Consider the following 21,585-nt stretch of genomic DNA (forward strand, 5'->3'; position numbering starts at 1 on the left):
TATGAGGAAGGCCATTGTGATACCAACATACTGGTCAAGGGCTTTGCACAGCGGAGAGGGCTGGGTGGAAGGAGATGCGGTATATGATCATCCTACGCCTATCGATGGGGAAGATACGCTTAGCCTGACTTTGGAGAGCATGAAAATTCTGGACAACAGGGACTATATACTTGTCATACTGCTTTGTCCTACCACAGAAAAGATTCTGACACAGGCAAGGCAGAGAGTACTTGAAATACTGGACAAAGCAAATCTTGGAGTTCAAACTTACGTGTTTACTCCAAGCCAGCTCAACAGTATAAAATATATTGCATACGAGAAGGAGCTCAAGCAGGAGAGTACGGATCTGCTCAGCTTGTACGGATATGCCAATGTGAGGAATATGTGTATATATATAGCGTATATACTTGGTGTGGATGTTGCGATGCTCATTGACGACGACGAGATATTTGAGAAGTCGAATTTCATTGATATAGCCACCGAATTCATCGGGGGAAGGCTTTATGGAAAGACTGTAGATGGCATAGCGGGTTATTATCTAAACAAGTACAACAATTACTACGATGATGTCAACATAGAGCCATGGATGACATATTGGGACAGATTTGGCTCAAAGGCCGCCGCATTCGACAAAATAATAGGCAGCGAGCCGAGAATTAAACCCACGCCGTTTGCATTCGGAGGCGCTATGGTAATACACAGAAATCTTTTCAAGACGGTGCCCTTCGATCCAAGGATAACAAGGGGAGAGGACATCGACTACTTGATAAATGCAAAGATGTTCGGATTCCACTTTTTCCTCGACAGGGAGCTTTCCATAAAGCACCTTCCGCCCCCAAAATCACATCCTGTATGGAAGAGATTCAGAGAAGACATATACAGATTCATGTATGAGAAGAAAAAGATAGATACACAGTATGAGGTTCCAAACATGAATATTGTTTCACCTGAGGAGTTTGACCCTTATCCAGGCAGCTTTCTAAAGGACGAGTTGGAAGATATGATATTCAAGGCCAATGTAATGCTCTCCATGGATTATCTGGCATCAAATGATTTTGAGTCTGCAAGGGAGAGTATAAAAAACATATATCTGTCCAAATATGAAGCCACACCAAAGGATGATGTGTTTACACATCTGAGGAAGGTTCAGCGTTATTGGAGACGCTTGCTTGATTTCACAAAGGACAACATGATGCAGATAAGAAAGATAATGGATGAATGCGATACGGGCTGCACGCTGGAAATCAGAAAAGGTGAGCACATGCAGCATATGACAAGCGAAGAGGTTGAAAGTCTACTTGCGCAGATGGAGCCTTTCAGCGCCATGGAGCCTAAATACAGGGATATACTTGCGGGAATAGCAAGGATAAATGTGTATGAAACGGATGAATTCATATTACGTACAGGTGACACGGCTGATGCATTTTATATAATAAATGAAGGAGCCGTTCGAATATCGCGATTCAACTATGCAGACGAAGAAATAATCCTGGGAAGGCTTGTTAAAGGCGACTTTTTCGGCGAGAGCACCATAATAAGTGCGGATATAAATGTAAATATCATAGCTGAGGAAACGACACAGATTATAAGCTTTAGTGAAGAGGAGATTATGAACATAATAAATTCTTACCCTAAGGCGGGAGTAAAGGTTGTCATGGTATTTTTGAAAAATATGGCCCATAAGCTCAGCAGCCTGAATTCGAGATATATGGATGCAATATCAAAGAACCTTGAGATTGAAATGAAAGATATAAAATGGTAGACGTAAAAATGACTGACTCCTTGAGCGTGCATATTTGAGGAGCCAGTCATTTTGGATTTGTGTATTATTCTGTTTCGGCAGATGCTTTTGCAAGGTGGTATAGTGTCCTTACGCCGACACCCGTTCCATCCTTCTTGATGTAGTCAGAATCCTTGTCGGCCCATGATGTGCCGGCTATGTCCAAGTGTGCCCAAGGCTTGCTGCCGGTAAAGCTTTCGATGAAAAGTCCGGCGGTTATTGTAGAAGCATTCCTGCTGCCAGAATTTTTTATGTCGGCAATTTCTGACTTTAGAAGTTCTTTATATTCTTCGAACGCAGGGAGCCTCCAAACCTTTTCGCCAGAAAGTGATGCGGCTTTTTCAATATCAGAGCAGAGGCTGTCGCTGTTTGAGACTATGGCTGTTGTCGTGGTTCCAAGAGCAACGAGGGCGGCTCCCGTCAATGTGGCAATGTCCACAACACGTGATACATTTTCCTTTTCAACCGCATAATATACTGCATCAGCAAGAGTAAGCCTTCCTTCAGCATCTGTATTTACTACCTCGATAGTTTTCCCCGCCATGGAGCCTATTATGTCGCCGGGCCTGTAGGCATGCCCGGAAATCGAGTTTTCACAAGCAGCAACAACTCCAACTACGTTGGCTTTAACACCAAGCTTTGAAATGGCAGACATTGCGCCTATTACTGCGGCGGCGCCGGCCATATCGGATTTCATTTCAGGCATAGAGCCGGCAGGTTTGATGCAAAGCCCGCCGCTATCAAATGTAATGCCCTTGCCTACAAGACCAAGTATTTCATCTTTGTTTTTTTCGTTGCCGAAATATCTCATTATTACAAACCTCGGAGGATTGTCAGAGGCTTGTCCTACGCTTAAAAATGATTCCATGCCCAGATTTTCAATTTCGGATTCATCAAGTACTTCGACATCAAAACCGTTTTGAATGCCTGCTTTTTGAGCCTCTTCGGCAAGAATTTGGGGAGTCATGTGGTTGGCAGGCTCGTTAGTGAGGTTTCTTGCCAAAATCGTGAATTCTCCCAGAATTGTGCCTTCAACGACACCTTCATTCAGGCTTTCAACCGAGTCATATTCTATGTATACTATGTTGAATTCTCTCAATGTAGAGTCTTTTCTGTCGCTTTTATACTTGTCGAATGAATAGTTTGTAAGAAGTGTTGATTCTGCGACAGCTCTTGCAAAATCCACCAGCTCAATTGAAGCGGGCAGATTGAAGGGATAGAGCTTTATGGATTTTGCTCCCAGCTTTTGAGACTCCTTAATAGCCTTGGCATTGAGTCTCCTTATTTTTTCGAGATCGAGCTCATCTTCTTTGCCAAGCCCCGCCAGAATTATATTCTTTGGATTTTTTTCTCTTGGAATCCTGAAGCTCTCAAGCTGGCCGTACTTGCCTGTGAATTTTTCCACTCGAACAAGATGGCTCACCATCGCTTCGATGCTATCTTCAAGAAAAGATATTTCTTCAAGGTCAATGCCCTCATAAAAAGGTATTATCCTTGTGTCTGAAAGTCCATCAGAGTCCCTGAGGTTAACAACTCTAATATCCATAATCAAACCCCCCTATATTTATTTTTATATTAATTTTTAATATCCGTAAGCCTTTATAAGTGTCATATCGCCAAATATAGTATAACTCATATATTCAGGAATGAATATGGTATCCTCTGCTGAAAGCTCCACGACATTTCCGTACTCGTCAACCAAATGTCCACTGCCCTCTGCCACTGTATACGAGTGAAATTTGTCTTCGGTATGGCCCTCGTAGCTGCGCTTTGTACACAGTTTTTCAACCGTAAAATGAGGAGTCTTCAGGCGCTGAAAGCTGTCCACTTTGCCGCACACAGCGCTTGCTTCGTAGTCAATTACATCAAGCGATTTTTCTATGTGAAGCTCCCTGGGACGACCCCAGTCGTAGAGCCTGTAAGTTACATTGCTGCTTTGCTGGACTTCTATGAGGCGTATGCCAGCATTTATTGTGTGTATAGTTCCTGTAGGTATGTATATGAAATCCCCTGAGGCTATATCTATTGTATTAAGGTATGATTCAAGAACTCCGGCATCTATAAGGCCGTGTATTTCATGGCGGCTGAGTTTTTCTTTCAAGCCCACCACTAGAGTGCCGTTCTCGCCGGCATCAAGTATATACCAGCATTCGGATTTGCCATTGTCCTTTTCAAATATGCGCGCATATTCATCGTCAGGGTGAACCTGGATGGATAGCCTGCTTTTTGAATTTATTATCTTAATAAGTATAGGGAATGATTCCGGATTGTCGACTATATCGGCAAAGTACATGCCCTTATAAGGTCCGTTTTCAATTTTGGATTTACCGTCTGGATGGCATGAGAGATTCCATTTCTCCCAACCCCATATCTTGGTACTTAAATAAGGCTCTAGTTTCATATGGTTAATATAGAATATATAGCCAATGGAGGGCACGTGAATCATAAATTTTCAAAGAGATAGAGTCTCCTGCGTGATTGCAATTAAATAAAGAATATGCCGAAAATCACATCGAGATGAAAAAACAAAACAAGCTTTATTAAAAAGCTGTTTTAAGATAGATTGAGCGGGTATAAAAGAATTACGACGCTAAAAAAATAAAAAGTGTTGACGAAAAACATGAAAGCTGGTATAGTAATCCATGTTGTCCCAAGGGGCAGCAAAACGAAACGAAGAGCAGCAAATAAAGAAATAAAAAGAAACGAAAAAAAGTGTTGACTTGAAGAGCTTGAAGTGATAAGATAATCAAGTCGCAAATTGAACCTTGAAAACTAAACAGCAGGTTTATTTTTTAAAGATGGCTAAGCCATCGAAATTATTTAAAGTCAGTGAGACATCGCAAGATGTCAAAGTGAGCTAAAGGACATAGTCCTTAAGGATTTCTTTTTAAGAGTTTGATCCTGGCTCAGGATGAACGCTGGCGGCGTGCTTAACACATGCAAGTCGAGCGAACAATGCGGGAGGGAGTCTTCGGACGAAGCCCCGCTGCGTGAGCGGCGGACGGGTGAGTAACACGTGGGCAACCTGCCCTATGCACAGGGATAACGCACCGAAAGGTGTGCTAATACCGGATAAAGCGAGATGTCCGCATGGACGACTCGCCAAAGCTTTTGCGGCATAGGATGGGCCCGCGTCCCATTAGCTAGTTGGTGAGGTAACGGCTCACCAAGGCTGCGATGGGTAGCCGACCTGAGAGGGTGATCGGCCACACTGGAACTGAGACACGGTCCAGACTCCTACGGGAGGCAGCAGTGGGGAATATTGCACAATGGGCGAAAGCCTGATGCAGCAACGCCGCGTGAGCGATGAAGGCCTTCGGGTCGTAAAGCTCTGTCCCAAGGGAAGATAATGACGGTACCTTGGGAGGAAGCCCCGGCTAACTACGTGCCAGCAGCCGCGGTAATACGTAGGGGGCAAGCGTTATCCGGAATCACTGGGCGTAAAGGGTGCGTAGGCGGTCTTGCAAGCCAGAGGTGAAAGGCTATGGCTCAACCATAGTGAGCCTTTGGAACTGCCGGACTTGAGTACAGGAGAGGAAAGTGGAATTCCTAGTGTAGCGGTGAAATGCGTAGATATTAGGAGGAACACCAGTGGCGAAGGCGACTTTCTGGACTGTTACTGACGCTGAGACACGAAAGCGTGGGGAGCGAACAGGATTAGATACCCTGGTAGTCCACGCCGTAAACGATGAGTGCTAGGTGTCGGGGGTCAAACCTCGGTGCCGCAGCTAACGCATTAAGCACTCCGCCTGGGGAGTACGCTCGCAAGAGTAAAACTCAAAGGAATTGACGGGGACCCGCACAAGCAGCGGAGCATGTGGTTTAATTCGAAGCAACGCGAAGAACCTTACCTGGACTTGACATCCCTTTGACCGCTTCGTAACGGAAGCTTTCTCTTCGGAGACAAAGGTGACAGGTGGTGCATGGTTGTCGTCAGCTCGTGTCGTGAGATGTTGGGTTAAGTCCCGCAACGAGCGCAACCCCTATCTTTAGTTGCCAGCACCTAGGGTGGGCACTCTAGAGAGACTGCCGAGGACAACTCGGAGGAAGGTGGGGATGACGTCAAATCATCATGCCCCTTATGTTCAGGGCTACACACGTGCTACAATGGGCGGTACAACGGGTTGCGAGCTCGCGAGAGCAAGCCAATCCCTTAAAGCCGTTCTCAGTTCGGATTGCAGGCTGAAACTCGCCTGCATGAAGTCGGAGTTGCTAGTAATCGCGGATCAGAATGCCGCGGTGAATGCGTTCCCGGGTCTTGTACACACCGCCCGTCACACCATGGGAGTCGGGGGCGCCCGAAGTCAGCTGTCCAACCGCAAGGGGGAGGCTGCCGAAGGTGAAACTGATGACTGGGGTGAAGTCGTAACAAGGTAGCCGTATCGGAAGGTGCGGCTGGATCACCTCCTTTCTAAGGAGAAATAGCCTGCTGTTTAGTCTTGAGGGTTTAATACCTTCAATTAAGTTTGTACCTTGAAAACTGCATAGCTTTAGATATAAATGGTCAAGTTATTAAGGGCATAAGGCGGATGCCTTGGCACTAGGAGCCGATGAAGGACGCGGTAAGCTGCGATAAGCTTCGGGGAGACGCAAGCAGTCATTGATCCGAAGATTTCCGAATGGGGAAACCCACATGGAGTAATGTCCATGTATCATTAGATGAATACATAGTCTAATGAGGGGAACCCGGGGAACTGAAACATCTAAGTACCCGGAGGAAGAGAAAGAAAAATCGATTCCCTGAGTAGCGGCGAGCGAAAAGGGAAGAGCCCAAACCGATGAAGTTTACTTTGTCGGGGTTGCGGATATGCCATCACGTGGCGGCTATTGTAATCGAAGAGGTCTGGAAAGGCCCACCATAGAAGGTAACAGTCCTGTAGATGAAACAAGAAGGCCACAGGCATACTCCAGAGTACCACGGGACACGTGAAACCCTGTGGGAAGCTGGGGGGACCACCCCCCAAGGCTAAATACTACCTAGTGACCGATAGCGCATAGTACCGTGAGGGAAAGGTGAAAAGAACCCCGGGAGGGGAGTGAAATAGAACCTGAAACCTTATGCCTACAAACTGTGGAAGCACATTATTAGTGTGACCGCGTACTTTTTGTAGAACGGGCCAACGAGTTACGGTATGTAGCAAGGTTAAGGACCTTAAGGTCCGGAGCCGCAGCGAAAGCGAGTCTTAAATGGGCGTTTAGTTACATGCTGTAGACCCGAAACCGGGCGACCTATCCATGGACAGGATGAAACGAAAGTAAAATTTCGCGGAGGTCCGAACCCACGCACGTTGAAAAGTGCGGGGATGAGCTGTGGATAGCGGTGAAATTCCAATCGAGCCCGGAGATAGCTGGTTCTCCCCGAAATAGCTTTAGGGCTAGCCTCGGACGTAGAGACATGGAGGTAGAGCACTGAATGCCCTAGGGGCCCTATGGGTTACCGAAGGCTATCAAACTCCGAATGCCATGAACTTTTATCCGGGAGTCAGTCTGTGGGTGATAAGGTCCATAGACAAGAGGGCAACAGCCCAGACCATCAGCTAAGGTCCCAAAGTGTGGATTAAGTGGAAAAGGATGTGGGATTGCACAGACAACCAGGATGTTGGCTTAGAAGCAGCCACTCATTCAAAGAGTGCGTAATAGCTCACTGGTCGAGTGATCCTGCGCCGAAATATTCTCGGGGCTAAAATCCACCACCGAAGCTATGGATCCGAAAGGATGGTAGGGGAGCGTTGTATAAGGGGCGAAGCTGTACCGAAAGGAGCAGTGGACTTTATACAAGTGAGAATGTTGGCATGAGTAGCGAGAGGTGGGTGAGAATCCCACCGGCCGAAAACCCAAGGTTTCCAGAGGAAGGTTCGTCCTCTCTGGGTTAGTCGGGGCCTAAGCCGAGGCCGAAAGGCGTAGGCGATGGACAACGGGTTGATATTCCCGTACCACCAACCACCATTTGAGTGATGGGGTGACACAGTAGGATAGGCCATCCTTCAGCTGGTTTTGAAGGTCCAAGCGTCAAGGGAGTCATGGTAGGCAAATCCGCCGTGGCAATTCTGAGGCGTGATGGGGAGCGAAATTTAGTAGCGAAGTGGTTGATTTCACACTGTCAGGAAAAGCCTCTAGCGAGGTGGAAGGTGCCCGTACCGCAAACCGACACAGGTGGGTGAGGAGAGAATCCTAAGGCTAGCGAGAGAACTATTGTTAAGGAACTCGGCAAAATTACCCCGTAACTTAGGGAGAAGGGGTGCCCCGTTAGTGTGCAAGCATGAGGGGGCCGCAGAGAATAGGCCCAAGCGACTGTTTACCAAAAACACAGGTCTCTGCTAAGTCGCAAGACGAAGTATAGGGGCTGACGCCTGCCCGGTGCTGGAAGGTTAAGGGGATGTGTTAGAGCAATCGAAGCACTGAACTTAAGCCCCAGTAAACGGCGGCCGTAACTATAACGGTCCTAAGGTAGCGAAATTCCTTGTCGGGTAAGTTCCGACCCGCACGAAAGGCGTAACGATTTGGGCGCTGTCTCAACAATAGACTCGGTGAAATTGTAATGTGAGTGAAGATGCTCACTACCTGCGACAGGACGGAAAGACCCCGTGGAGCTTTACTGCAGTTTGGCATTGGATTTCGATGCTGCATGTACAGGATAGGTGGGAGGCTTGGAAGATGGAACGCAAGTTTCGTTGGAGCCGACGTTGGGATACCACCCTTGCAGTATTGAGGTTCTAACCATGTACCGTGAATCCGGTACTGGGACACTGTCAGACGGGCAGTTTGACTGGGGCGGTCGCCTCCCAAAGTGTAACGGAGGCGCCCAAAGGTTCCCTCAGCACGGTCGGAAATCGTGCGCAGAGTGTAAAGGCAAAAGGGAGCTTGATTGCGAGACATACAGGTCGAGCAAGGACGAAAGTCGGGCTTAGTGATCCGGTGGTTCCGAGTGGAAGGGCCATCGCTCAACGGATAAAAGCTACCCCGGGGATAACAGGCTTATCTCCCCCAAGAGTCCACATCGACGGGGAGGTTTGGCACCTCGATGTCGGCTCGTCTCATCCTGGGGCTGGAGTAGGTCCCAAGGGTTGGGCTGTTCGCCCATTAAAGAGGCACGCGAGCTGGGTTCAGAACGTCGTGAGACAGTTCGGTCCCTATCCGTCGCAGGCGCAGGAAATTTGAAGGGAGCTGTCCCTAGTACGAGAGGACCGGGATGGACGTACCGCTGGTGTACCAGTTGTCGTGCCAACGGCACAGCTGGGTAGCTATGTATGGAATGGATAAGCGCTGAAGGCATCTAAGCGCGAAGCCAACCTTAAGATAAGATTTCCCACTTTTATAGGTAAGATCCCAGGAAGACTACCTGGTTGATAGGCCCAGGGTGTAAGTGCAGCAATGCATTCAGCTGATGGGTACTAATAGATCGAGGACTTGACCAAGTCTAAAGCATGCAGTTTTGAGGGTGCAAACCTTCAAAGAAAAGACAATGCAGTCACAATAGCAAGGAGGATACACCTGTTCCCATGCCGAACACAGAAGTTAAGCTCCTTAGCGCCGATGGTACTTGGATCGAAGGGTCCCGGGAGAGTAGGACGTGGCTGCGTAGTCTTTTTTTTATTTTTTGAAGAATTTAGAGGCATCAAATAAAACAATGAAAGCCGGTCTTATGTCTCGTTTTGGAGACCGAATCCAAAGGAATAATTGGCCTTTAAATTTCGTTTTGTGATTTCCAATTGGCTTATGCACTCTGAAATCTGGAATTTTGAGAACTCGCTGCGCTCAGACACTCAAAATTCCAACGATTTCATTCATGCATTTCGCCAGGAAATCAATCAAAACTTATTAAATCAGGCCTGCTTTATTCCGTTTGGATTCTTGCCACGTATCAATCTAAAGCAACACATATTCAGCCGGCTAAGCGTAGTCTGGCTTTTTTTATTTGGATGAATCACTTAAAACAACAAGTTGTTTCAAGTGACGCAAAAAATAAAAAAAATTACGCAGCTGGGGTGGGAGAGGGAAAACCAGCGCACATGACTGCGTGACGCTGCAATGATAAATCAGGGCGACTTTATGAGGCTTTGATGGATTTCCCATCGAAATGCAGACGCGGAGACGGCAAAAAAGCTTTGACTGTCTGAGCGCAGCGAGTTTCAAAGCTGCCGTCGGAGAGGCAGCATAAGATGAAAGGAAAGCCCAAAGCTGAGTCGGCGCCCGTTTATCATGCAGAGTCAGTAGAAGAGCCAGAAAGCTCAAGCAGCAGCGCAGCTCTCAAAGCTTCCGGCGAAATGACCGGATAAGATGAAAGGAAAGCCCAAAGCTGAAGCGGCGCCCATTTATCATGCAGAGTCAGTTATTAAACGATAAAACTCGGCATTTTAGCCAGTTGTTTTCGCGCCTGTTTATCATGCAGAGTCAGTTATTAAACGATAAAACTCGGCATTTTAGCCAGTTGTTTTTGAGCCTGTTTATCATGAAGAGCCAAAAGGTATATGTAGTATATGACTTATAAGACAAGATAAAGCAGGAGGGATGGCTGTATGTCTGAAAATATAAAGCTTAGCGATGATTTTCTGAAAAAATACAGGGATGCAGAATCCCCTTTGGATAGCCTTGGCCGGTTCATATTTTACAGAACTTATTCGAGGTGGATTGAAGAGCAAGGCCGTATGGAGCGCTGGTGGGAATGTGTAAGGCGCTCAGTGGATTACAACTGCAGCCTGGCAGAAACGAGCGATGAAGAGGCTCAGGAGCTTTTTGACAATATGTATAATATGAGACAGTTCATAGCAGGGAGGACGCTTTGGATAGGTGGGACAGAAATGGCTCGAAGATATCCTCTGTCTAACTACAATTGCGCTTTCATAGTAATGGATGACATAGATTGCTTTAGAGAGATTTTTTATATGCTAATGCTCGGCTGCGGGGTGGGAATAAGGATACTCAAACGCGACGCAGAAAGACTTCCAAAATTCAGGAGCAATTTTGAGGTGACTCACATGCCATATGCTCCTGTGGAAGCCGGCAAGAGAAAGGACAACACTTCGCTTGAATTCACGGGGAGTGAAAGTGCTATTATAAGAGCAGGGGACAGCAGAGAAGGGTGGACTGGAGCGCTGGACGCCTTCATAAGGCTCTGCACGCAAAATGAATATAAAGGCATAAGACAGATAGCATTCGACTATGACAGCGTAAGGAGGAAGGGAGAGCGCCTGAAGACATTCGGAGGAGTCGCGAGCGGCCACAAGACGCTCCTTGATATGATATCAAAGATTGAGGCTATAATTAAAAGTGGCGCAGGCAGCGAAAATGACTCAAGACAATTGCAGCCTGTTGAATTACTAGATATCCTCAACATCATAGGGGAGAATGTATCTGTAGGCGGCGTACGAAGGGCCGCTCAGATGATAATGTTTGACGGCGACGATGATGAGTGCATTGCAGCAAAATCGGAGCTGTACAGCATGAATAGCGGAGAACTCGAGCTCAATGCCGATGTAGGACACAGGCGAATGAGCAACAACTCCATTTTCTATGAGCGCAGGCCGTCAGATGAAGAACTCGACAGGCATTTTGACATGATAAGGCTATCCGGAGAACCCGGCTTTATAAACGCAAAGGCAGCGAGAATAAGGCGAAAGAATTTTCAGGGGCTCAACCCATGCGGCGAGGTGCTCCTCGATTCAAGAGGTGTATGCAATCTTACAACAGTGAATGTGTATGCCTTTGTAAATGCCGAGGGACAACTGGATGAGGAGGCGCTAAGTAAGGCTCAGAGGCTGTCGGTGCGTGCGGCCTGCCGTATGGCCAATGCGCAGCTTGAGCTGTCCCGGTGGGACTACGTTAGCCGAAGGGACAGGCTTGTCGGCTGCTCGCTTACGGGTTGGCAGGACATGGTCAATGCAGCGTCTCTAGCCTACAAGGACCAGGTGAGACTTCTTAGAGAATTGAGAATGATTGCCCACAGCGAGGCAACAGAGTATTCACATAGGCTTGGCAAGAAAGCGCCTTTGCTTGTGACCACAGTAAAGCCGGAAGGGACTCTCAGCCAGATGGCGGGCGTGTCTTCTGGAGTCCATTATGCCCATTCGCAGCATTATATACGAAGGATAAGGATAAGCAAGGACGATCCTATGACAAGGCTATACAAAGAGAAGGGGTATGTTGTATCGGATGATGACACCCAGGGGCTGTGCTGCGTGGAGTTTCCGGTCAGATCGCAGCCAGGTAAAACCAAGCTGGATGTGAATGCAATAGACCAGCTTGAGAACTATAAGCTTTTCATGAAAAATTACGTTGACCACAACACATCGATAACGGTTCATGTGAGGAAAAGCGAGTGGAATGGCGTAAAGGAATGGGTAAGGAGCAACTGGAATGAGGTGGTTGCACTCTCGTTTATGCCGCTGGAGGAAGAACTGTATCCGCTAATGCCATATGAAGCCATAACCAATACTGAATATGATGAGAGGGTTTTTGGAATAGCAGTTGTGAAAGAGCGAGACCTTGAGAGGCTTGAAAGGTTCAAGACTATGCCGATGGAATGCTGCAGCATAGAATAGGGGCGTGATTTCACGCCCCTATTCTATTTGTTTATTATTTTGGAGTCCAGCTCGTCGAGCTTTATTCCTATTCTGCCGAAAAAGTCAAAATCGCTGTCTCTTCCGTGAAAATCAGAGCCGCCTGTAATGCAAAGCCCAAGCCGTCTGGCCATGTATGTATACCTTTTCACGTTGGATTGGGAGTGCGAGGAATGGTAGACTTCAAGGCCGTCAATGCCCATGGCGGCAAGTGCTTCTATGCAGTTTTGGTTTTTGATGAGATAGGGATGGGCTATTACGCTCATGCCTCCGGATTCGTGTATGAGCCTTATTGCGTCCTGTGCGAGAAGCTTATACCTTTCAACATATGCAGGCATACCTCTGGAGAGATACTTTTCGAAGGTTTCCTGCACTGAGTGGGAGTAGCCCTTCTCGACAAGGGCCAGGGCTATATGGGGCCGCCCAACGGAGTTCAGGTTGTACTTTTGCATGTCATCAAAGCTTATTTCAAAGCCCATGACGTTGAGCTTTTCGATAATCTTCAAGGCCCTGTCAAGCCTTGCATTTCTAAGCACTCTTGTAATCTCAAGCAGTGGCGCATAGCGATGGTCAATATTGTAGCCGAGTATGTGTATCTCTTCATTTCCATAAAAACAGCTGAATTCTATGCCGGGTATGAAAACTATATTCTTGTCTTTCGCATATTCGATGGCTTCCCCGATACCGTCCACACAATCATGGTCTGTAATCGAAAGACCGTAAAGGCCTTTTCTCAGGGCCAAATCTACAAGGGCCGCAGGAGCGTATGTTCCGTCAGAATAGCTTGAATGGGTGTGCAAATCCAGTAGCTTCAAAAAATCACATCCTTTGCAGTATATGAATATATATTGTATATACCAATGTGCAAGCCGTATGAAACGCTTTACATAATACGTTAAGATTAAGTAAAAAAAAACTGGGTATAAAAAAACAGATGTGGTTAAGGAAGTATTTTATTTTGTAACCAAATAAAAAATATATTTATAATGAAGGGGAGATGGTGTTATGAAAGTTTATGAAGCGGACAAGATTAGAAATGTCGTTTTTCTGGGACACAGCGGTTCAGGAAAATCAAACCTTGCAGAGGCCATACTCTACACCAATAAAGTTCTAAGCAGAATATCCAGGCCTGAAGACCAGTCCCAGATGAGTTCAACGCTGCGCCTTATACCAGTTGAATGGAACGGCCACAAGTACAATTTCATTGACACTCCTGGATATTTCGACTTTCATGGCGAGCTGATTTCTGCAATGAAGGCTGCATCGGGAGCAATAATAGTGGTGGACGGCACTACTGACCTTCAGGTGGGAACGGACAATGCGCTTGAGATAACTGACGAACACAACACCCCGAGATTTATATTTGTAAATAAAATAGACAGTGACAAGGCGGATTACGAGAAGATACTAGAACAGCTAAGGGCACGATACGGCAAGAAAATAGCTCCGTTCCACGTTCCAATGGGAAAAGACATGGACTTCAAGGGCTTCATAAATGTGGTTGACCTTTTTGCTAGGGAGTATAACGGAGTGGATTGCGATACGGTGCCGATACCTGACTACATGCAAGAGAGCATAGTGCCTGTAAGGGAGATGCTTATTGAATCTGTTGCCGAAAGTGACGAGGAGCTGCTTGAAAAGTTTTTCGCAGGCGAAGAGTTCACTATGGATGAAATCCAAAAGGGACTGAGAAAAGGCGTGCTCTCTGGAGATATAATTCCCGTGCTTTGTGGCTCTACGGCAAAAAACATAGGAATACATACGCTTCTTGATATGATATGGGATTTTCTGCCGTCACCTGTGGACATGGGATATAAAAATGATGGGGCCAAGTTTGCAGGCCAAGTTTTCAAGACAATTGTGGACCCGTTCATAGGCAGAATGTCGTTTGTGAATGTATGCGAGGGAGAACTCGCGCCAGACAGCGAGGTTTACAATACAAGCAAGGGAACCAAGGAGAGAGTTGGACATATATATACTATTGTAAACGGGCAGCAGGTCGACATAGACAAGGCAAGTGCAGGCGATATAGTTGTATTTCTAAAGCTTTCAGACACTCAGACGGGCGATACGCTCTCGCTTGATCCAGCTAAGGAGCCGTACGGGCGAATAGAATTCCCTAAGCCTCAGATATTCTTTGCAGTTCAGGCACTCCAAAAGGGAGAGGAAGACAAGATAAGCTCGGGATTGCATAGAATTATGGAGGAAGATCCTTCGATACAGTGGTACAGAAACAGCGAAACCAAGCAGACGCTTCTGGGAGGCCAGGGCGAAATTCAGATAAACAGCATTAAAGAGCAGCTAAAGAAAAAATTTGGAGTAGAGGTGGAGCTTGCAGATCCAAAGGTGCCATACAGAGAGACCATAAAAGGCAGGGCTGATGTTCAGGGCAAGCACAAGAAGCAATCCGGAGGCCATGGCCAGTATGGCGACGTAAAGATCAAATTTGAGCCTTGTGCGGAGGATTTCATATTTGAGGAGAAGGTGGTTGGCGGCGCAGTTCCAAAGAGTTATATACCAGCAGTTGAAAAGGGCCTCAGGGAGGCGCTCCAGACAGGTGTGCTTGCAGGATACCCTGTAACACAGCTGAAGGCGACGCTTTATGACGGCTCATATCATGATGTAGACTCGTCAGAAATGGCGTTCAAGCTTGCAGCCAACATGGCGTTCAAAAAAGGGATGGAGACAGCAAACCCTGTTCTGCTCGAGCCCATTATGAAGCTCAAGATAGTTGTACCCGATGACTATATGGGTGATGTGATTGGCGACATAAACAAGAGAAGAGGCAGAATATTAGGCATGGAGCCTGCATCAAGCGGCAAGCAGGTCATACTTGCAGAGGCGCCTCAAGCCGAGACTTTCAGGTATGCGATAGATTTAAGGTCGATGACACAGGGCAGAGGATTCTTTGAGATAGAGTTTGAAAGATATGAAGAGGTTCCCTCCCATCTTAGCGAAAAGATAGTAAGCCAGGCTAAAAACGAAAAACCTGTGCTTGTATAGTAAAAACAGCCTTCCGGCAGTCCGGAAGGCTGTTTTATGTCCTAAATACAGCGGATATAAAGGCAAAATGTACTGTGGAATTTTCAAAAAAATGTTGAAAAAAATTTATATAGGGGTATAATAATTCCCATAAAGGTCAAAGAAAGTCAAAGTCAAAGGGGTGAGCTTTGTGAGGTTGTCCGACGTGATTGAAGAGTTCATAAAGCAGATGATGAATGAGAGCAAAAGCATTGAAATAAGAAGAAATGAGCTGGCGAGCAGATTCGAATGTGCGCCCTCCCAAATAAACTATGTGCTTGCCACCAGGTTTGGAAGCGACAAGGGGTATTATGTCGAGAGCAAGAGGGGCGGGGGAGGCTGCATAAGGATAATACGTATTGTTTCGGATTCCAACGAGTATGTCAGGAATCTCATATTAAGCAGCATGGGAGACGCTGTTACTTTCAGCGCGGCTCAAAAAATAGTTAAAAGCCTCAGGGAAAGGGAAATAATAACAAGTAGAGAGGAAAAAATAATAACTGCTGCAATAAACGAGAGAGCGCTTATGCTGCTCTCTGAGGGCGACAGGAATATTATAAGGGCGCTCATGCTTAAAAATATACTAATAAACATAATATAGCGCAGGAGGTCTACTCATGATTTGTGAAAAGTGCAAACAGCGGGATGCGACAGTACATTTCAAGGAAGTAAAAAACGGAATCAAGAGTGAAAAGCACCTTTGCGAGGAGTGCGCAAAGGGCGGGCAAGGCATAAAGGTTGATTTCAACATACCCTTTTCGGTGAAGGACATATTTTCAAGCATAATGGATGTGGATATAGACAATGTTTTTTCAAAGCAATCCGAAGAAATCTGCCCAAACTGCAAAAGCACATATAACAGGTTCAAGAATGTCGGAAGGCTTGGATGCCATGTGTGCTACGATGCATTCAGGGAGCAGCTTTTCCCTCTGATAAAGAGAATACAGGGTGCAACGCAGCACACGGGCAAGGTTCCAAAGCGTGCGGGCGCCAATATCAGAATAAAAAATGAGATAAGGGAGCTTAAAGAAAGGCTTAACGATGCGGTTGAAAAAGAGGAATTTGAAAGCGCGGCAGGTATACGCGATGAGATAAAAAGGCTCGAAAAAGAGATATAGGGGGGATAGAGGTGATCAAATGGCTGGAACTAGACGGCGCTGAATCTGAAGTGGTAATAAGCTCAAGAATTAGGCTTGCCAGAAACTTTAGCGGCTATAATTTCACGAACAAGCTCAAACCCGAGGAAGCAGAGAGCATAATTAAGGAAGTTGAAAATGCTATAATTTACGGGACGAGCGCGATAAGAGATGATTTCAAGAGTCTTAGAATGGCAGAGATTGACAAGCTGGAAAAGGGCATATTGCTTGAAAAGCATCTCATAAGCAGGGACATTGCCAAGAGCGAGCTAAGTGCGGCGCTTGTAAAAGATGATGAGACCGTGAGCATAATGGTCAATGAAGAGGACCACATAAGGATACAGGCGCTTTTTCCGGGATTCAGGCTGGATGACGCGTGGGACATAGCCGACAAGATAGATGATCTTTTGGAGGAACGTGTAGGATATGCATTCGATGAAAGACTGGGATATCTTACCGCATGCCCCACGAATGTGGGAACAGGAATGAGGGCGTCTATAATGATGCATCTGCCGGCACTTGTGGAGCTTGGATATATAGACGGAGTGCTCAAGGCAGCCAACCAGATAGGGCTTGCTGTAAGGGGTATATATGGCGAAGGTTCCCAGGCTAAAGGCAGCATATTCCAGATATCAAACCAGCTTACTCTGGGAAGGAAGGAAGAGGAGATTCTGGGAAACATAAAGGGCCTTTCGAAGCAGCTCATATCGAAGGAGCTCGAGGCGAGAAGCTTTCTCCACAAGAACCACGGCATGAAATTCGAAGATAAGATATACAGGTCGCTGGGCATATTAAAGAGTGCCAGAACTATCGACTCCAATGAAGCCATGAACCTGCTTTCAAATGTGAAGCTGGGCATAGAAATGGGACTTATAGACGATATGAAATCAAGAGAAATAGACAAGCTGTTTATTGAGATACAGCCAGCACATCAGCAGAGTATGTCGGGGCAGAACAAAGCCCAGGAGAGGGACGTAAAGAGGGCGGAATATCTAAGAAAAGAGCTTTCGCAAAATATAAATGAAGACAAGGAGGTATAAAAATGTTCAGCAATTTTACTCAAAGAGCAAAGGCCGTGCTTGACATGGCTGGGAAAGAAGCGAGCAGCCTGGGGCACAATTTCGTCGGAAGTGAACATATACTGCTGGGGATACTTGCGGAAAACAGAAGTGTCGCAGCCCAGATACTTCAGAAGATGGGCGTGACATATGAGCAATCGAGCGCCAGGATTGAAGAGATAGAGGGCAGGGGAGCCAGCGGAGTTCAAGTCGTGGGCTTTACCCCAAGGACAAAGCGGATTTTTGAGCTGAGCCTTATGGAGGCTCAAAAGATGGGCCACAGCTATGTGGGCACAGAGCACCTGCTCCTTGGTCTTATTAAAGAGGGTGAGGGGATAGGTTCGAGGATACTAAGCGAGATGGGCATAAACCTCAATGTACTTGTTATGGACATACAAAATTCGCTCGGGTCCGGGCCGGTTCCAAAGGAGCCCCAGAGCCAGTATACAAGGCCAGCCGTGAGCACGCCAACCCTGGACAAGTTCGGCAGGGACCTTACAATGCAAGCGTCTGAAGGCAAGCTTGATCCTGTCATAGGAAGGGATGCCGAGATAGAAAGGGTAATACAGATACTAAGCAGAAGGACAAAGAACAATCCAGTGCTAATAGGAGATCCTGGCGTTGGAAAGACAGCGGCAGTTGAGGGCCTGGCTGAAAAGATTGTAGTTGGCGATGTGCCGGAGATACTGAGGAACAAAAGGATTGTCACCCTTGACATGGCTTCGATGATAGCAGGTGCAAAATACAGGGGAGAGTTCGAGGAGAGGCTCAAGAAAATAATGGAGGAGCTTGAAAAGGCAAGGGAGGTTATACTCTTTATCGATGAGTTCCACACCATAGTGGGAGCAGGGGGAGCAGAAGGCGCCATAGATGCATCCAACATACTGAAGCCTTCTCTTGCAAGAGGAGAAATACAAGTCATAGGAGCCACCACAATAGACGAATACAGAAAGCATGTGGAAAAGGACCCTGCGCTTGAGCGAAGATTCCAGCCTGTAATGATAGATGAGCCGTCCGAAGCGGATTCCATCAGTATACTGCTAGGGCTTCGCGATAAGTATGAGGCTCATCACAAGGTAAAGATAACGGATGAGGCAATAAAAGCGGCAGTGGAGTTATCACACAGATATATAACTGACAGGTTTCTGCCCGACAAGGCTATAGACCTTGTGGACGAGGCGGCATCGAGGGTAAGGCTGAAAAAGCACACAGCTCCAAGTGAAATAAAAGAGCTTGAAGAGAAGCTTAAGCGAACAGCCCAGGAAAAGGAAGAGGCCATAAGTACACAGGATTTCGAAAAGGCCGCGGGCATAAGGGATGAAGAAAGAAAGCTCAAGGAAGAACTCGATGGCATTATGGACACGTGGAAGAAGAAGAGCCAGGGCTCCGACGAGAATGTGACAGCCGAGGATATAGCTGCTGTGGTTTCGTTGTGGACGTCAATACCTGTAACAAAGCTGCAGGAGGAAGAGTCGGAAAGGCTGCTGAAGCTTGAAGATATTCTTCACCAGAGGGTAATAGGACAATCTGAGGCGGTAGATGCAGTTGCAAAAGCCATAAGAAGAGCCAGGGTCGGACTCAAGGACCCAAGCAGGCCTATAGGTTCCTTCATATTCCTGGGGCCTACAGGGGTAGGAAAGACTGAGCTTTCCAAGGCGCTTGCAGAGGTTATGTTCGGTGACGAGGACCTTATGATAAGAATAGACATGTCAGAATACATGGAAAAGCATTCAGTATCAAAGCTAATAGGCTCTCCTCCGGGGTATGTCGGCTATGATGAGGGCGGACAGCTCACGGAAAAGGTAAGGCGAAAACCGTATTCGGTGGTATTGTTTGACGAGATAGAAAAGGCTCATCCGGATGTGTTCAATGCCCTCCTTCAGATACTAGACGACGGCAGGCTGACCGATTCGAAAGGCAGAGTTGTCGACTTTAAAAATACAGTCATAATAATGACATCCAACGTGGGAGCAGGAGCAATAGGCAGACAAAAATCCCTGGGCTTTGCGGCTGAGCTCGACAAGAAGGAAGCCGAGAAAAACGAATATGAAAAGATGAGGGATAATGTAACAAGAGAGCTCAGACAAAAATTCAGGCCTGAGTTTATAAACAGGATAGACGACATCATAGTTTTCCATTCTCTTGCTGAAGAGGATATGGGCAAGATAGTAGACATAATGGCCGAGAAGCTTATACACAGGCTTGCTGAGCTCGATATTCAAATGGAGCTTACGGAAGAGGCGAAAAAATTCATAGCAAGCAAGGGATACGATCCTGAATTCGGGGCGAGGCCGCTCAAGAGGGCAATACAAAAATATCTTGAAGACAGGATATCGGAGGAAATGTTAAGAGGCAATATAAGGAAGGGCGAGCACATAGTTATAAGGGAAGAGGGCGGAGCGCTCAGATTTGAAACAAAGGTGCTCAGCTGAATCCGGGGGGAGTAAAATCCCCCTTTTTTCATGCAAAATAAAATGAGTTTTGTGATATCCTATAGTATAGAGAACATGAGAAATAAAACGCAAAGGGTGAGCTTTAGTGGCTAAAATAAAGAGTAAGTTTATATGCAAAGAGTGCGGCTGTGAGAGTCCGAAGTGGATGGGCAAGTGTCCTGACTGCGGAGAATGGAACACGTTTGAAGAGGTTGCCGTGCAAAAGGGAAAACAATCAGGCCCGGGCAAATCCACAGGCATACCGGCGCTGCGGCTGTCTGAAGTGCAAAGCAGCAAAAGCGATAGAATTGTAACTAAAATAAATGAATTCAACAGGGTAATGGGCGGGGGCATTGTAAAGGATTCTCTGACCATAATCACATCAAGGCCGGGCGGAGGCAAATCAACTCTGACATTGGCGGTGTCGAGCGATGTTGCCGCGCAAGGATACAAGGTGCTGTATGCATCTGGGGAGGAGAGCGAGAGCCAGATTAAAAACAGGGCTGACAGAATACTAAACCAGATAGACAGCAAAATATGGATAATATCAGACACCAGCATGGACAATGTACTAAGACACATAGACGAGATAGACCCGGAACTGATTGTAATTGACAGTATACAGACGTTTGCATTTGAAGACATAGATTCGCGACCGGGCTCACCGACTCAGACAATGGAGTGTGCCAACGCTCTTCTCAAGGCTGCAAAGAGCGACAAGAAGCCAAGGGCTGTAATAATGGTCGGCCAGATGACTAAAGAGGACGAGCTTGCGGGCCTTAGGGCTCTCGAGCATCTGGTAGACACGGTGCTCATAATAGACAGCGACAGGGGCGAGGAGCTTCGAGGGATATACTGCTCAAAAAATAGATTCGGCAGCACCGGGGAGATGGGTTTTTTCTCAATGACTGACAAGGGAATGATTTCAATAGACAACCCGTCGGAATTCTTCATGACAAGAAGGGAAGGTGGAGAGACTGTCTCGGGAAGCGCCCTGACGGTAGTCAAGGAAGGTTCAAGGCCGATAATAGTGGAGGTGGAGAGCCTGGTTTCCAAATCATTTACTCCATATCCATCAAGAACCGGAGAATGCATAAAACGGGATCAGCTAAATACGCTCATATCAATACTCGAGCAAAGGGGCAATCTTTCGCTGTTCGACAAAAATGTAGTCATAAAGACAACGGGCGGACTAAAGCTCAAGGAGCACTCGGCAAACCTTGCTATAATAATGAGCATAGTGTCATCGGCATACAACAAAGGAATACGAGACGATACAGTGTTCATAGCGGACGTAGGCCTCACGGGCGAGCTCAAGAAGGTTCCGTCCATTGAACTCAGGATAAGGGAGCTTGACAGGATGGGGTTTAAGAGGGTTTTTATAGCTCAAAATTCCGCGGGAGGCATAAAAACAGAAAACATAAATGTAATAGAAGCAAGGAATTTAAAAGAGGTCATAAGCCAGGTTTTCGGAGTCAGACTCTAGCGAGTGGCGAGGAATCCAGCTATGAATATGTGATATGCAAATAAAAGCAAATAGTATAATATAAATAAAAAAATGCAACATGTTGAGCTATTTGGGTAAAAAACATTTAAGAGGCT

At 46.6% G+C, this 21,585-nt stretch carries 11 protein-coding genes and 3 rRNA genes; 11 read left to right on the forward strand and 3 right to left on the reverse strand.

Going from position 1 to position 21,585, the window contains the following annotated elements; translation table 11 throughout:
* Nucleotide 1: 1 nt before the first annotated feature.
* Complete coding sequence (locus EAL2_RS15015; protein WP_025434493.1) at nucleotides 2-1,762, forward strand: cyclic nucleotide-binding domain-containing protein; 1,761 nt, start codon at nucleotides 2-4, stop codon at nucleotides 1,760-1,762.
* Nucleotides 1,763-1,826: 64 nt separating this feature from the next.
* Here EAL2_RS15015 and EAL2_RS00515 read toward each other — a convergent pair whose 3' ends face one another.
* Together EAL2_RS00515 and EAL2_RS00520 are read right to left on the reverse strand one after the other, a co-directional pair.
* Nucleotides 1,827-3,326: a leucyl aminopeptidase gene (locus EAL2_RS00515; RefSeq protein WP_025434494.1), complete on the reverse strand. Its 1,500-nt coding sequence runs from the start codon at nucleotides 3,324-3,326 to the stop codon at nucleotides 1,827-1,829.
* 36 nt (nucleotides 3,327-3,362) lie between these two features.
* Entirely contained in the window at nucleotides 3,363-4,181 is an 819-nt protein-coding gene (locus EAL2_RS00520) for a type I phosphomannose isomerase catalytic subunit (RefSeq protein WP_038602106.1), read from the reverse strand.
* Nucleotides 4,182-4,663: 482 nt separating this feature from the next.
* Between EAL2_RS00520 and EAL2_RS00525 the strand changes: the two genes are divergently transcribed.
* From EAL2_RS00525 to nrdJ, 4 genes are all read left to right on the forward strand, one after another.
* A 16S ribosomal RNA gene (locus EAL2_RS00525) occupies nucleotides 4,664-6,191 on the forward strand.
* Nucleotides 6,192-6,282: 91 nt separating this feature from the next.
* Nucleotides 6,283-9,195: ribosomal RNA gene (locus EAL2_RS00530) — 23S ribosomal RNA — on the forward strand.
* 48 nt (nucleotides 9,196-9,243) lie between these two features.
* Nucleotides 9,244-9,360 (forward strand): 5S ribosomal RNA (gene rrf, locus EAL2_RS00535).
* Together the 16S, 23S and 5S rRNA genes form the textbook arrangement of a ribosomal RNA operon.
* Before the next feature lie 936 nt (nucleotides 9,361-10,296).
* Nucleotides 10,297-12,318, forward strand: a complete 2,022-nt coding sequence (gene nrdJ / locus EAL2_RS00540) for a ribonucleoside-triphosphate reductase, adenosylcobalamin-dependent (RefSeq protein WP_051489051.1) — start codon at nucleotides 10,297-10,299, stop codon at nucleotides 12,316-12,318.
* Nucleotides 12,319-12,341: 23 nt separating this feature from the next.
* On the opposite strand, the gene EAL2_RS00545 is transcribed toward nrdJ, so the two are convergent.
* Nucleotides 12,342-13,151 (reverse strand): PHP domain-containing protein, encoded by an 810-nt coding sequence (locus EAL2_RS00545; RefSeq protein WP_025434496.1) that lies wholly within the window; start codon nucleotides 13,149-13,151, stop codon nucleotides 12,342-12,344.
* A 190-nt stretch (nucleotides 13,152-13,341) separates the two neighbouring features.
* Between EAL2_RS00545 and EAL2_RS00550 the strand changes: the two genes are divergently transcribed.
* The 6 genes from EAL2_RS00550 to radA all read left to right on the forward strand — a co-directional run bounded on the left by EAL2_RS00550 (nucleotide 13,342) and on the right by radA (nucleotide 21,469).
* Entirely contained in the window at nucleotides 13,342-15,339 is a 1,998-nt protein-coding gene (locus tag EAL2_RS00550; protein WP_025434497.1) for an elongation factor G, read from the forward strand.
* A 169-nt stretch (nucleotides 15,340-15,508) separates the two neighbouring features.
* The gene (locus tag EAL2_RS00555; protein WP_330375771.1) at nucleotides 15,509-15,958 is read left to right on the forward strand and encodes a CtsR family transcriptional regulator; all 450 of its coding nucleotides are present in this window, start codon (nucleotides 15,509-15,511) and stop codon (nucleotides 15,956-15,958) included.
* A gap of 16 nt (nucleotides 15,959-15,974) precedes the next feature.
* Nucleotides 15,975-16,475 (forward strand): UvrB/UvrC motif-containing protein, encoded by a 501-nt coding sequence (locus EAL2_RS00560; protein ID WP_025434499.1) that lies wholly within the window; start codon nucleotides 15,975-15,977, stop codon nucleotides 16,473-16,475.
* Nucleotides 16,476-16,486: 11 nt separating this feature from the next.
* Entirely contained in the window at nucleotides 16,487-17,533 is a 1,047-nt protein-coding gene (locus tag EAL2_RS00565) for a protein arginine kinase (RefSeq protein WP_025434500.1), read from the forward strand.
* Nucleotides 17,534-17,535: 2 nt separating this feature from the next.
* Nucleotides 17,536-19,983: an ATP-dependent Clp protease ATP-binding subunit gene (locus EAL2_RS00570; protein WP_038601565.1), complete on the forward strand. Its 2,448-nt coding sequence runs from the start codon at nucleotides 17,536-17,538 to the stop codon at nucleotides 19,981-19,983.
* A gap of 106 nt (nucleotides 19,984-20,089) precedes the next feature.
* On the forward strand, nucleotides 20,090-21,469 hold the full coding sequence (gene radA / locus EAL2_RS00575) for a DNA repair protein RadA (RefSeq protein ID WP_025434502.1): 1,380 nt from the start codon (nucleotides 20,090-20,092) through the stop codon (nucleotides 21,467-21,469).
* Nucleotides 21,470-21,585 lie beyond the last annotated feature (116 nt).

The sequence above is a fragment of the Peptoclostridium acidaminophilum DSM 3953 genome (assembly GCF_000597865.1).
Lineage (GTDB): Bacteria > Bacillota > Clostridia > Peptostreptococcales > Peptostreptococcaceae > Peptoclostridium_A > Peptoclostridium_A acidaminophilum.